11 protein-coding genes are annotated in these 13,571 nt (G+C 67.3%); 3 read left to right on the top strand and 8 right to left on the bottom strand.

Annotated elements, in window-relative coordinates; all coding sequences use genetic code 11:
- Positions 1-46 precede the first annotated feature (46 nt).
- The 8 genes from ACEVQ6_RS04135 to ACEVQ6_RS04100 form a co-directional block, all read right to left on the bottom strand.
- Positions 47-1,102, bottom strand: a complete 1,056-nt coding sequence (locus ACEVQ6_RS04135; RefSeq protein ID WP_374887632.1) for a sugar phosphate isomerase/epimerase family protein — start codon at positions 1,100-1,102, stop codon at positions 47-49.
- A 243-nt stretch (positions 1,103-1,345) separates the two neighbouring features.
- Positions 1,346-2,854, bottom strand: coding sequence for a methyl-accepting chemotaxis protein (locus ACEVQ6_RS04130; RefSeq protein WP_374887631.1), 1,509 nt, complete (start codon positions 2,852-2,854; stop codon positions 1,346-1,348).
- A 317-nt stretch (positions 2,855-3,171) separates the two neighbouring features.
- A complete protein-coding gene (xylA, locus tag ACEVQ6_RS04125; RefSeq protein ID WP_374887630.1) occupies positions 3,172-4,482 on the bottom strand; it encodes a xylose isomerase in 1,311 nt (436 codons plus the stop codon).
- A 35-nt stretch (positions 4,483-4,517) separates the two neighbouring features.
- Entirely contained in the window at positions 4,518-5,969 is a 1,452-nt protein-coding gene (gene xylB, locus ACEVQ6_RS04120) for a xylulokinase (RefSeq protein WP_374887629.1), read from the bottom strand.
- A 40-nt stretch (positions 5,970-6,009) separates the two neighbouring features.
- Positions 6,010-7,038 carry a LacI family DNA-binding transcriptional regulator gene (locus ACEVQ6_RS04115; RefSeq protein ID WP_374887628.1) on the bottom strand — a complete coding sequence of 343 codons (1,029 nt, stop codon included), beginning with the start codon at positions 7,036-7,038 and terminating at the stop codon, positions 6,010-6,012.
- Between the two features lie 96 nt (positions 7,039-7,134).
- The gene (locus ACEVQ6_RS04110) at positions 7,135-8,244 is read right to left on the bottom strand and encodes a metallophosphoesterase (RefSeq protein ID WP_374887627.1); all 1,110 of its coding nucleotides are present in this window, start codon (positions 8,242-8,244) and stop codon (positions 7,135-7,137) included.
- A 97-nt stretch (positions 8,245-8,341) separates the two neighbouring features.
- Complete coding sequence (locus ACEVQ6_RS04105; protein ID WP_374887626.1) at positions 8,342-9,925, bottom strand: DHA2 family efflux MFS transporter permease subunit; 1,584 nt, start codon at positions 9,923-9,925, stop codon at positions 8,342-8,344.
- Between the two features lie 27 nt (positions 9,926-9,952).
- Positions 9,953-11,143 carry an HlyD family secretion protein gene (locus tag ACEVQ6_RS04100; RefSeq protein ID WP_374887625.1) on the bottom strand — a complete coding sequence of 397 codons (1,191 nt, stop codon included), beginning with the start codon at positions 11,141-11,143 and terminating at the stop codon, positions 9,953-9,955.
- Between the two features lie 142 nt (positions 11,144-11,285).
- Here ACEVQ6_RS04100 and ACEVQ6_RS04095 point away from each other — a divergent pair, with 142 nt between their 5' ends.
- From ACEVQ6_RS04095 to ACEVQ6_RS04085, 3 genes are all read left to right on the top strand, one after another.
- A complete protein-coding gene (locus tag ACEVQ6_RS04095; RefSeq protein WP_374887801.1) occupies positions 11,286-11,972 on the top strand; it encodes a TetR/AcrR family transcriptional regulator in 687 nt (228 codons plus the stop codon).
- A gap of 100 nt (positions 11,973-12,072) precedes the next feature.
- Positions 12,073-12,825: a TerC family protein gene (locus ACEVQ6_RS04090; RefSeq protein ID WP_374887624.1), complete on the top strand. Its 753-nt coding sequence runs from the start codon at positions 12,073-12,075 to the stop codon at positions 12,823-12,825.
- 486 nt (positions 12,826-13,311) lie between these two features.
- Positions 13,312-13,551 (top strand): hypothetical protein, encoded by a 240-nt coding sequence (locus ACEVQ6_RS04085; RefSeq protein ID WP_374887623.1) that lies wholly within the window; start codon positions 13,312-13,314, stop codon positions 13,549-13,551.
- Positions 13,552-13,571: the final 20 nt, after the last annotated feature.

The raw sequence follows: 13,571 nt of genomic DNA, 5'->3' as shown, positions 1-13,571 counted from the left end.
CAACGGCCTTGCGCCGCCGGCGGGCGACACACGCCCGTGGCAACGGTCAGGCGATGCCGAGCATCCGCCGGTTGGCGGCCTCGTCCGTGCCGCCGTCGGCGAAATCGTCGAAGGCCTTTTCCGTCACCCGGATGATGTGCCCGCGGACGAATTCCGCCCCCTCGCGCGCGCCGTCCTCGGGATGCTTCAGGCAGCATTCCCACTCGACCACGGCCCAGCCGGCAAAATCGTTCGCCGCCATCTTGGAAAAGATCGCGCCGAAATCGACCTGCCCGTCGCCCGGCGAGCGGAAGCGGCCGGCCCGGTTCACCCAGCTCTGGAAGCCGCCATAGACGCCCTGCCGGCCGGTCGGATTGAACTCGGCGTCCTTGACGTGGAACATGCGGATGCGGTCGCGATAGATGTCGATATGGTCGATGTAGTCGAGCGCCTGCAGCACGTAATGCGAGGGGTCGTAGAGCATGTTGGCGCGGGCATGGTTGCCGGTGCGCTCCAGGAACATCTCGTAGGTGACGCCGTCATGCAGGTCCTCGCCGGGATGGATCTCGTAGCAGACGTCGACGCCGCAGTCCTCCGCATGGTCGAGGATCGGCCGCCAGCGACGGGCGAGTTCGTCAAAGGCGGTCTCGACGAGGCCGGCGGGCCGCTGCGGCCAGGGATAGACGAAGGGCCAGGCGAGCGCGCCGGAGAAGGTCGCCATCGCGCCGAGGCCGAGGTTCCGGGAGGCGGTCAGCGCGAGCTTCACCTGCTCGACCGCCCATTCCTGCCGCGCCTGCCGGTTGCCGCGCACCTCAGGCGCCGCGAAGCCGTCGAAGGCCTCGTCATAGGCCGGATGGGTGGCGACGAGCTGGCCCTGGAGATGGGTGGAAAGCTCGGTGATCTCGACGCCGTTGGCGCGCGCCTGCCCGGCAAGCTCGTCGCAATAGGCCTTCGACGCGGCCGCCTTGCCGAGATCGAACAGCCGCCCGTCCCAGCTCGGCACCTGCACGCCGACATAGCCGCAATCGGCCGCCCATTTGGTGATCGAATCCCAGGAATTGAACGGCGCCGCATCGCCCGCGAACTGCGCCAGGAACAGCGCCGGGCCCTTGATCGTCTTCATCTGCAACTTCCTCCCATGGGCAGGCCCCTCCCCGGGCCCGCGAAAATATCGGGTACGTACCTCAAGAAATCGCAGCCCAAGGGATTTGGCAAGCGCCTTCGCGTAGTTTCTTCCGGGAAAGCCGAGGGACGAAGCCGCCGACCGGGACGCGACCGCGCGACACGCGTCGCCATTCAACGAACATCGGCATGCCGCGCCCCGCGGGCCATGCCTTCGGCGCCGTCATGCCTTTCCTGTGGCTTTTCAGGCGGAACGGCGCCACTGGCGCTCATGGCCGGATGCGCCGGCACCGCCGCTGACGCGGAAGCGGGCGACGAGATCCTTGAGGGTGGTGCTGACCCGCATCAGGCTGTGAGTCGCGGCATTCGCCTCCTCGACCATCGCGGCGTTGCGCTGCGTCACCTGGTCCATGCTGGTCACGGCCGCGTTGATTTCCGTGATGCCCGCCGACTGCTCGCGCGCCGAGCCGGCGATCGACGCGATGTGATCGTTGATGTGCACGACCTGGTCGCCGATCTGGTGCAGCGCCTCCCCGGTCCTGTTGACGAGCGATACGCCGCGCACGACGTCCTCGAAGGACTGGTCGATCAGCGACTTGATCTCCTTGGCGGCGCTCGCCGATTTCTGCGCCAGTTCACGCACTTCCTGCGCGACGACGGCAAAGCCCTTGCCGGCATCGCCGGCGCGCGCCGCTTCCACGCCGGCATTCAGCGCCAGAAGGTTGGTCTGGAACGAGATCTGGTCGATGACGCCGATGATCTGGGTGATCTTGCGCGAGGAGTCCTCGATCGCGCTCATCGCCTTCACCGCCTCCTCGACGACCTCGCCGGACTTCTTCGCCTCCTCGGTGGCGGTGCGCACGATGCCGCGCGCCTCCTCGGTGCGGGCGGCGGCTTGCTTGGAAATCGTGGTGATCTCCTCGAGCGCGGCGGCGGTCTCCTCGAGGGCCGCGGCCTGCTGCTCGGTGCGCTTGGCCATGTCGTCGGTGGCGGAGACCAGCTCGCCGGAATTGCTCGCCGTCTCCTCGGCGGCCGAGACGATCGAGCCGAGCGCCTGGTCGAGCATGCGGATCGCCGAATTGAAATTCGCCTTGAGCCCCTGGAATTCCGGCGCCAGCGTCTCGTCGATCGTGCTCGTCAGGTCGCCGGTGGCAAGCCGCTTCAGCGCGGCCTCGACGGCGGACAGTGCCTGTTCCTGCTGGCGTTGCAGCGCGTTGCGCTCCTCGGCGACCCGGTCGCGCTCTTCCTTCAGCGCGTCGAGATAGACGGTGATCGCATAGTCCATGTCGACGAGCGCCGCCTTGACCACCGCTCCGACATCCGTGCTGATCGCCTGCGCCTTGCCGCGATAGAGAAAGCCTTCGAGATGCTTCTCGATGACGGCCCTGGCAAGGTTCTCGAGCACCAGCGCATAGCCGCCGATATACCAGCGCGGCTCCAGGCCGATCCGGGCATGGGTCCTGCCGATCGTCGTGACGCTGTCGACATAGCCGCTGTCGAAGCTTCCCGAGGCGATCGTCTCCCAGTGCTTCGCCTGGCGCGACTTCGCACCCTGGACATGGCCGTCGCTCGAGAAAAAGCGCGCGGTCTCCGGCGTCGCCTTCACCTTGGCGTAGAAGGCATCGAGCGCGGGCCCGATCGCCGCGGCGACGACCGGCTGGTTGCGGCTGAGCGCGGCGCGCTGCGCCTCACCCATATCCACGAATTGCAGGCGGTCGTTCAATTGGCGGGTCTTCGAGTCGGCATTCGACATTGCACGGCATCCTGGCAGGTCGTGAAGAAAACATCCGCGCGAGGGGATGCGGCCTCATGCCGCCGGAAGGGCGCGATAGGACGCCAGAATAGAAGCGCAAGGTTAACAAAGACATGCCTGCCGCCCCGCGGCCGATGCGACGAAAGTCGAAGCAGGCACCACGCAGCCGTGGCCTACAAGGTCGGAACCGTTCCATGCCCTTGAAACGATAGGATCTTTCAGGACGGATCCCCGGATGCCGCCGCATGGCGACATCCGGAGCAATCGCGATCCCTGGGGATGGAAGGGGCGCGGCTTGCCTCGCCCCGTCCCTTTCGTCAGACGTAGCGATTGACGATGTTTTCCAGGAGCTCCTGCCGGCCCGACCGCGGCTGCGGATTGACGCCGTGGCTTTCGACATAGGCGGCAATTTGCTCCAGCGAATAGCCGCCCTTCAGCATTTTCTGCGCTTCCTCGTGCTCCCAGCCGGCATAGCGGGCGGCAAGCGGCGTCGAGAGCGCCCCGTCCTCCAGCATTTTCGCCGCCGCGATCAGGCCGCGCGCGCAGGCATCCATGCCGCCGATATGGCCGATCAGCAGGTCGTCCGGCTCGATCGACTGGCGGCGCAGCTTCGAGTCGAAATTGGTGCCCCCTTGCGTGAAGCCGCCGCCCTGCAGCACATGGTAATAGGCGAGCGCCATTTCCGGCACGTTGTTCGGGAACTGGTCGGTGTCCCAGCCGGACTGGTAGTCGTTGCGGTTCATGTCGATCGAGCCGAACACGCCGAGCGCGTTGGCGAGCGCGAGTTCATGCTCGAAGGAATGGCCGGCAAGGATCGCATGGCCCTGCTCGATGTTGAGCTTGACCTCGTTTTCCAGCCCATGGCGCTTGAGGAAGCCGTAGACGGTGGCGACGTCGTAGTCGTACTGGTGCTTGGTCGGCTCCTGCGGCTTCGGCTCGATCAGGATCTGGCCCTTGAAGCCGATCTTGTGCTTGTATTCGACGACGAGGTTGACGAAGCGGCCGAGCTGGTCGAGTTCGCGGCCGATATCGGTGTTGAGCAGCGTCTCGTAGCCCTCGCGCCCGCCCCAGAGCACGTAATTGTCGCCGCCAAGGCGATGGGTCGCATCGAGGCAGGTCTTCACGGTCGCAGCCGCGAAGGCGAAGACGTCCGGATCCGGATTGGTGGCGCCGCCGGCCATGTAGCGGCGGTTGGAGAAGAGGTTCGCCGTTCCCCAGAGCAGCTTGACGCCGGTCGCCGCCTGCTTCTCGGCGAAGTAGTCGACGATCTCGTTGAGGTTGCGGGTGTTCTCGACGAAGTCCTTGCCCTCGGGCCGCACGTCGGCGTCGTGGAAGCAGTAGAAGGGCGCGCCGAGCAGCGAGAAGAACTCGAAGGCAACGTCGGCCTTCAGCTTCGCCGCCGCCATCGTGTCGTCGAACCAGGGCCTGAGGAAGGTCTGGCCGCCGAAGGGGTCGCCGCCCGGCCAGACGAAGGTGTGCCAGTAGGCGACGGCGAAGCGGAGATGGTCCTCCAGCCGCTTGCCCATCACCACCTGATCCGGATTGTAATGGCGGAAGGCGAGCGGATTGGTACTCTCCGGGCCTTCATACTGGATCTTGCCGATATCGCCGAAGAAGCCTGTGCTCATCGGATGTTCTCCCTCAAGGGTTTGCGAATGATGGATCAGTGAATGCCGCGGAGCGCCGGGTAGAGGCGGCGATAACGGGCATAGGCGTCGTCATAGGCCGCCGTCAGCGCCGCTTCGGGCGCGATCGTCGCGTCGGTCGCGGGCGGCGTGCAGATCGCGGCCGGATCGGCACCTGTGGCGGCGATCAGGCCAAGCCGGGCGGCGCCGAAGGCCGCGCCGAAATCGCCGTCCGCCGGCAGGTCGACCGGAAGGTTCAGCGCCGTGGCGATCGAGGACAGCCAGTAGCGCGAGCGCGAGCCGCCGCCGATGGCCGTAACGCGGGTCAGCGTCGTGCCGGCGGCCTTCAGCGCCTCCAGGCTGTCGCGGATCGCGAAGGAGACGCCCTCGAGCACGGCTTGAGTCAACACCGCGCGGCCCGATTCGTGGCCGAGCCCGGTGAAGGAGCCGCGGATCGCCGCGTCGTTGTGCGGCGTGCGCTCGCCGGAAAGATAGGGCAGGAAGGTGACGCCGGTCGGCGCCTTCAGGCTGTCGCCAAGCTCATTGGAAAGTTCAGCCGCGCTTTTCCCGGTGACGCCGGCATGCCAGTTCAGCGCGTCGGTCGCCGACAGGATCACGCCCATCTGGTGCCAGGTGTCCGGCAGCGCATGGCAGAAGGCGTGCACGGCGCTTTCGGGATTGGGCAGGTAGCTGCCGTTCGCGGCGAAGAGCACGCCCGACGTCCCCAGCGAGACGAAGGCCGAGCCTTCCGCCACCGTGCCCATGCCGACGGCCGACGCCGCATTGTCGCCGGCGCCGCCGGCGATGACGACGCCCGCGCCCATGCCCCATTTCGCCGCGAGCTCCGGCTTCAGCGTGCCCGCGGCTTGCGTGCCCTCGACGAGGCGCGGCATCTGGCCTTCGTCGAGGCCGGTGGCGGAGAGCAGGCTTTGCGACCAGGCGCGCTTGCCGGTGTCGAGCCAGGACGTGCCGGCCGAATCCGACATTTCCGAGATGTGCTCGCCGGCAAGCCAGAGCCGCAGATAGTCCTTCGGCAGCAGCACCTTGGCGACCTTCGCAAAGATCTCCGGCTCGTTGTTCTTCACCCAGACGAGTTTCGGCGCGGTGAAGCCGGGGAAGACGATGTTGCCGGTCAGGGCGCGGAACTGCGGGTCCGCATCGAGCGCCGCGGCTTCGGCATGGCTGCGCGTGTCGTTCCAGAGGATGCAGGGGCGCAGCACCGCATCGTTCGCATCGATCAGCGTCGCGCCGTGCATCTGCCCGGAAAGGCCGATGCCGCGCACGGCGGCAAGTTCGGCCGGATGGGCGGCCTTGAGGCCGGCGATCGCCTCCTCGGTGGCGCGGATCCAGTCGGCCGGGTCCTGCTCCGACCAGCCGGAATGGGGCCGCGACACGTCGAGGCTACCGGAGGCGGATCCGATGATCGCCTGTCCGTCGTCGATCAGCATCGCCTTGACGCCGGATGTGCCGAGATCGAGCCCGAGATACATGGTGGTCTCCCTTGTCTTCTTTACGGTTCCGCCGCCCGCGTCAGGCGGGCAGGTTGTCCTTCAGGAATATGTCGATGCGGATGCGTTCCTGCGCCTCGATCGGCGCCACGCCGTCGGCCTTGGCCTTCAGCACGCGGATGGCGCTGCGCACCTCGTGGCCGGCATCCTGGTTGAGGACAGCGTCGAACAGGCCGCTGACCAGGGCCGCGCGCACATGCGGCGTCAGTTCGTGGGCGACGACCCGGATCGGCGCGCCGCCGCCACGCGCCGTCAGTGCCGCGATGAGGCCGCGATTTCCCGCGCCGAGGCTGTAGAGACCGGCAATGCCGGGATGACGGGCGAGCATGTCGGCAACGAGCGCCTCCGACCGCGCCGAGTTGTCCTGCCCTTCCATCACCGGGAGGATCGTCAGCCAGGGAAATTCCGCGCCGATCACGCCCGAGAACCCGTCGAGCCGCTCGCGATGGTCGCGCACGAGCATCGAGCCCGCAAGCACGGCAAGGGAGGCCGGCGCCGGGCCGACGAAGCGGCCAAGCAGGCCGGCGGCGGTGCGCCCGGCGGCAATGTTGTCGACGCCGGCATAATGGGCGCGGTCGGACCCCGGCAGGTCGGAGACGAGGGTGACGACGGGAATGCCGGCGCCGGCAAGCCGCCGCACCGCAGCCACTATCTCCGGCGCCTCGACGGCGACGAAGGCGACGCCCGCAGGCTTCTGCTCGCGCACCCGGTCGAGGGCGGAAACGAGGGCCTGGACATCGAAGGCGGGCACGCGCTCGATGCGGATCACCGTGCGCTCGGCTGGCGAGCGGCGGGCGGCATCCTCCACCTCCGCCGCGAGCCCGCGCATGAAGGAGTTGTCGTTGTCGGGCAGGATGAAGGTCAGCGGATAGAGGCGACCCTTGGCAAGGTTCGCCGCCGCGACGTCGCGGACATAGCCGAGCGTCGCGATCGCCGCATCGACGCGGGCCCGGGTCGCGGCGCGCACCCCCGGCCGGCCGTTCAGCACCCGGTCGACGGTGGCGAGGCTGACGCCCGCGCTGGCGGCGATGTCGTGAACCGTGGGACGCATGTTTCCTCCGGCTGAGACGCTTAGAGGAATTTCTGATGTACGTAAATCAGATTTTTCCGCACGCCGTTCCGGACGCCGCGCATGGCGGATCGGCGATCAGGAAAAGCGCTTGCCGAAGGCGGTGGTGAACTCGACCCCGCCGCCGTCCTTCGCCGTCGCCAGAGCGATGTCCATGAAGGCATTGGTGACGCGCACGAGGGCGAAGCCGCCGAGGAAGCTCGCCACCGGCTTGACGATGTCGATGCCGGCATGGCGGTAGATCATCGGCGTCGGATGCTCGTGGCCGTGGAAGATGCCGACGACATTGTAGCCCTTGACGGCGTCGATGAGGGCCGCCCGCTCCGCCTCGCTCCACCAGTGCGGATCGCCGGCGCCCTCGTCGTCGAAAGTGTTGCGCGCCGGATCCCAGCGCTCGGTGGAGAAGGCGTCCCAGCCGTAATGCTGGAAGAGCACGACCGGGCGCCCGTCCGAAGCCGTCTGGGCGAGGTCGGCTTTCAGCCAGTCGAGCCCGCTCACCGCGCCCTTGCGCGTGTCGCCGCCGAAACGCTGCAACTGGACGAGATGCAGTCCGCCCCAGTCCCAGGAATAATTGTCGGAGAGCGTGTCGTAGTCCGCCACCGGCACCGGCGGCTTGTAGAACACGGTGGAGCGGTGGTTGAGCTCGACGAAATCGCGCAGTTCACGGCGATACCAGTCGGGATGGGGCGGCGCGCCGTCCTGGTCGAGGTCGTGGTTGCCGAGCCCGTCATAGACGGGAACATGCACGGTGTCGGGGCCGACGCCCTGCTGGTAGCGGCTGGCATATTGCATCAGCTGGTGACCCTCGCCGGGCACCTTGACCTGGCCGCCGCCGTCGTCAGTCATGTCGCCGCCCATGACGATGCCGAGCGGCGTAGCGATCGGCATCCCGGCGCCGGCAAGCCCGGTCGGCCGGCCGTCGATCTCGGCCGGCCAGACCTTCGTGTCGACGGCGTTGAGCGCGGCGACGTGCTTCAGCAGGTTCGCATCCGTCTTGCCCTCCGCCGCGCAGTTCGGCGAAAGCGCATCGGCGGAGACGAGGCAAGCATGGACGTCGGAAGCGAAAATGAAGGTGGCATCGACGGCGGGAAAGGCTGCCCGCGCCGCGCCAGGCCGGACAACCGCCGTCGACGCGATCGCGGCCAGAAACCCGCGCCGCGACCATCCCGCACTGCCATGGACCGCCATCGGGCTCCCCTTCCGTTCGAAAGCACGACGACATTCTGGCCGCAACGCGACCGTTCTGGCAAGCCCCGCCGGATCGCCGTTCCGGCGAACTCCCGCGTCAGTGGCCGCCCCCTCCGCCGCCGGCGCCCTGCGGCTTCTTGATCAGCATCGCGCCGAGGATCAGGACCGAGAACAGGCAGGTGAGGATGATGAACACGTCGGCGAAGGAGAGGATCGTCGCCTGCTGCTGCACCATGCCGGAGAGCTTCTGGATGGCGATCGTCGCGCCGTCGAGCCCGTGGGCATCGTAGGTCGACGTCATGTTGCGCAGCTGGTCCATCGCCTCCGGATTGCCCCACTGCACATGCTCGGAGAGCCGGGCGTAATGCTCCTGCTGGCGCTGGGTCAGGATCGTGTTGATCGCGGCGAGGCCGACGGCGCCGCCGAGGTTTCGCGTCAGGTTGAAGAGGCCGGAGGCGCCGCGGATGCGGGCTGGCGACAGCGTGCCGAGCGCGACATTGTTGATCGGCACCATGCACAGCATCAGCCCGACGCCACGGAGAATCTGCGGGAGAAGCAGCTCGTAGAAGTCCCAGTCCGTGGTGATGTCGCTCATGATCCAGGTGCCGGCGGCAAAGCTCGCGAAGCCGATCATCATCATGAAACGCGGATCGAGCTTGTTCGACAGGATGCCGGCGACCGGCGCCGTCAGGAACATGGCGAGGCCCGAGACGAACATGGTCTCGCCGATCATCAGCGAATCATAGCCGCGGATCCGCCCGAGATAGAGCGGGTAGAGATAGGTCAGCCCGTAGAGGCCGATGCCCATGACGAAGGAAAACAGCGAGCCGAACGCGAAGTTGCGGTTCGAGAAGGCCCTGAGGTCGACGACCGGGAACTCGACCTTGAAGGCGCGCCAGAAGAACACGGCCGCGCCGATGACGACGGCGACGCCGCCGACGACGATGTGCCCGTCCTGGAACCAGTCCTTGGCGTTGCCTTCCTCGAGGACATATTCGAGCGAGCCGAGGAACACGGCCATCGAGGCGAGCCCGATCCAGTCGAACTTCCGGATCAGCGCCAGTTCGGGCTTGTCGAAGTCGATCAGGTTCCACGTCACGATGGTGACGATGATGCCGGGGATGATGTTGACGAGGAACAGCCAGTGCCAGGAGAAGGCGTGGCTGAGATACCCGCCGACCGTCGGGCCGATGGTCGGGGCGAGCGTGGCGACGAGGCCGATGATCGGCGAGACGATGGCGCGCTTCGACGGCGGGAAGATGGTGAAGGCGGCGGCGAAGACGGAGGGGATCATGCCGCCGCCGATGAAGCCCTGCAGCGCGCGGTAGACGATCATCTGGTCGATGTTGGTCGCGGTCGCGGCCAGCGCCGAGGCGATGGTGAAGCCTGCGGCCGAGACCGAGAACAGCACGCGCGTCGAGACGATCCGCGCCAGCGTGCCGGACAGCGGGATCATGATGACTTCGGCGATGAGGTAGGAGGTCTGCACCCAGCCGATCTCGTCCGAGCCGGCGCTGAGGCCCGCCTGGATCTCGGCAAGCGAGGCGGAGACGATCTGGATGTCGAGGATCGACATGAACATGCCGAAGACCATGGCGAAGAAGGCGATCAGCCTCTTCGGATCCATGCGTTCGTCGGCGCCGGCGGCGGGCATCGCGCCGGCGGTGGCTGTAGCGGCCATCGGAACCTCCTGCCGGCGGGGCCGGGCTTACTTGACCGGCGCCGTGCGGGTGTCGACGTCGACGACGACGCTAAGGCCCGCGCGCAGATGGCCGCTTTCGAGCGCCTCTCTCGGCAACTCGATGCGCACCGGCACGCGCTGGATCACCTTGGTGAAGTTGCCGGTGGCATTTTCCGCCGGCAGCAGCGAGAAGACCGAGCCCGACGCCGGCGCGATCGAGGCGACGCGGCCCTCGATCGTCTCGCCGTCGAGCGCGTCGACATGGATGTCGACCTTCGAGCCGGGCACGAGATCGCGGATCTGCGTTTCCTTGAAGTTGGCGTCGACATAGAGCGAGGTCACCGGGACGAGGGCGGCGAGGCGCTGACCGGCCGAGACGAGGTCGCCGGTCTGGACCGACAGGTTGCCGACGACGCCGTCATAGGGCGCCTTGAGCACCGTGAAGCCAAGGTCGCGTTCGGCCTTGTCCTCGGCAAGCGTCAGCGAGCGGATCGTGCTTTCCGCCTCGGCGCGCTGAGCCTCCAGCACGCTAATATTGGCATCAGCCGCCGAGACGGTCGCCTTCGCCGCGGCGAGGTTCGCCTCCGCCTGGTCGAGGGCGGCCTGGGCGCTGTCGAGCGTGGCGACCGTGCCGACGGCGCGTGCCTGCAGCTCGCTGGCGCGCTTCTGCGACAGCGCCGCATTGCGCAGCGTCGCCTCGGCCGCCTCCTGCTGGGCCTTCGCCTGTTCGAGCGCCGCCTCCGCGCCGGTGATCTGCGCATCGAAGCGCTTCAGCGCCAGCGCCTGCGTGTCGATTTGGGCCTTGGCCTGCTCGGCGGCGATGCGGTAGTCGCCGTCGTCGAGCGTGATCAGCGGATCGCCCGCTTTGACCGGCTGATTGGCGACGACGTCGATCTTCGCGACGTAGCCGGACACTTTCGGCGAGATTGAGGCGATGTCGCCCTCGATATAGGCGTCGTCGGTGGAAACGAGGAAGCGCCCGTTCGTCCACCAGTCGTGGCCGTACCAGGCGCCGCCTGCGACGAGCGCGAGCAGGATCACGGGGAGGACGAGGTTGCGGCGCTTCTTCTTCGGCGGCTCGACCGTGACGGCGGCCGGCGCGGCGGCGGCCTCGGCCTGCGTATCGCGCGCGGCGGGCGCATCGGCGGCCGGCGCCTCGATCGCGGCGGCGTCGACGGGGCGGATGTGAAGGGGAGCAGGCTTCTTGGAGACGGACATGGGCGGACACCGGATTGGGAGGCTGAAATCGAACTAAACCGTTCGGTTCGATTTGACATAGAGCGTTCCCTCCTCCATATCAAGGGGAAATCGAACCGATTGGTTCGAAATTGAGAGGAGACCTCGCGCCGTGACCGCCGCCATCCCCGACACCGTCCCGTGCCTCACTGCGAGCGAGGGGGCTTTCGCGCCCGGCCGCCGGGCCGCCGGCGAGGATCCCGCCAAGCGCGAGCAGATCCTGGACGGGGCGAAGCGCGTCTTCATGCAGAAGGGCTTCGACGCCGCCAGCATGAACGACATCACCCGGGAGGCGGGCGTCTCCAAGGGTACCATCTATGTCTATTTCGAAAACAAGGAAGAGCTCTTCGCCGCGCTGATCGAGGCGGAAAGGGCGCGCATCGTCGCGAGCGTCAAGCTGGCGCTCGACGTGCGCGAGCCGGTCGAGGAGGCGCTGCACGATTTCGGCATGGCCTTCGTCACCGGCGTCACCTCCGACTACACCATCCGCGCCATGCGCACCGTGCTCGGCGTCATGGACCGCATGCCGAACCTGGCGCTCCGCTTCTTTTCCACCGGCCCCGAGAACGGCTTCACCGTGCTGAAGACCTATCTCGAACGGCAGCGCGAGGCCGGACGGCTGACGATCGACGACACCGCGCTCGCCGCCCAGCAGTTCATGGCGCTGTCGACGGCCGGCACCTACAAGCACCGGTTGTTCGGGGTGATGGAAGCGCCGCCGGCGGAAGAGGAGGTCGACCGGATCGTCACCTCCGCCGTGCGCGTCTTCATGGCGGCGCACCGGCCCGGACGCGAGGGCTCCGCGAGATAAAGCGCCGGCGCGCGCTTGCCGCTCTCGTATTCGGGCTTAAATAAGGCACTCGAACTTTAGCCCGAACGACGGACAACGACGGACAAGGACCCGCCCGCCGATGCAGGACATTCTCATACTGACCCAGGATCCCGCCGCCTGGGTCGCGCTGATCACGCTGATCGTCATGGAAGTGGTGCTCGGCATCGACAACCTGATCTTCATCTCGATCCTCACCAACAAGCTTCCCCCCGAGAGCCGCGAGCGCGCCCGGCGCATCGGCATCGGCCTCGCGCTCGTCATGCGCCTCGGCCTCCTCGGCACCGTCGCCTGGATCGTGCAGCTGACCGAGCCGGTCTTCGAGGCCTTCGGCCACGGCTATTCCTGGAAGGACATGATCCTGATCGCCGGCGGCCTGTTCCTCGTCTGGAAGGCGACGAAGGAGATCCACCACAATGTCGATCCGGAAGACCACAAGGAGGACATCGTCGGCACGGCGAGCACCGCCACCTTCGGCGCCGTCATCGGCCAGATCCTGCTGCTCGACCTCGTCTTCTCGGTCGACAGCATCATCACCGCCGTCGGCATGACGCCGCACCTGCCGATCATGGTCGTCGCCGTCGTCGTCGCTGTCACCGTGATGCTGCTCGCCGCCGGCCCCCTCGCCCGCTTCATCGAGAAGAACCCGACGATCGTCATGCTGGCGCTCGGCTTCCTCCTGATGATCGGCACGACGCTGATCGCCGAGGGCGCCGGCTTCCATGTGCCGAAAGGCTATGTCTATGCCGCCATGGCCTTCTCGGCGCTGGTGGAACTGCTCAACATGCTCCAGCGCAATTCGCGGCGGCGCAAGCGGGCCGGCGGCGGCCACTGATCCGTTCGACCGACGGTCACCATCGAAACGAAAGGCCCGGTCGCCCGCAAAGGCGGCCGGGCCTTTTCTGTCGGGACTGACGGACGCGGACGCTGACGAGGAAGGCCGCGAAGATCGTCGGCGCGTCGGACTCCGGCGCGCGCGATGCGTTCCGAAGGAACAGCGAAGCTGCCATAGCCGATGGTCCGTGCCGGGCCCGGCGGCCGGATCGTCCCCCCCGGCAACGCCCGCCATCGTCATCGTCCTGCCTGCCGCCATGCTGCGGACATGTCCTGTCTCTGTTTTAACTGATTGTCCGCAGGTCAACTCCGATGCGGATTTGGCGGAAAATGCGCGCCCTCGCCGCCGCGCGTCCGTCATCTCCGCGTCCCGGCCTTTCGACGGACATCCCTGTTCCGCCGGGAACAGCGGCCGGGCGGGATCGATGCGATGGTGGCGTCACTGGATGAGACGGGCTCATCCGAACCAGAACCGGGAGACATCACCATGCGCAAGCTCATCCTTTCCGCCACCCTCGCCGCCATCGCCGCCCTGTCCTTCGCCGCACCCTCGCAGGCCGGCGGCTACGGCCACGGCTACGGCTGGGGCCACCATGCCCCCTCCTATGGCGGCCACACCTATGTCTACGACGACTATGGCTACGAGCCGGTCTGCCGCTTCAAGAAGGTCAAGCGCTGGGACCGCTGGGGCAACCTCTATTTCAAGACGATCAAGATCTGCCGCTGATTGCCCTCGCCCCATCCTCC

The sequence above is a fragment of the Ensifer soli genome, assembly GCF_041928815.1.
Lineage (GTDB): Bacteria > Pseudomonadota > Alphaproteobacteria > Rhizobiales > Rhizobiaceae > JBHFEI01.
This window is presented reverse-complemented; position numbering and strand designations above follow the sequence as displayed.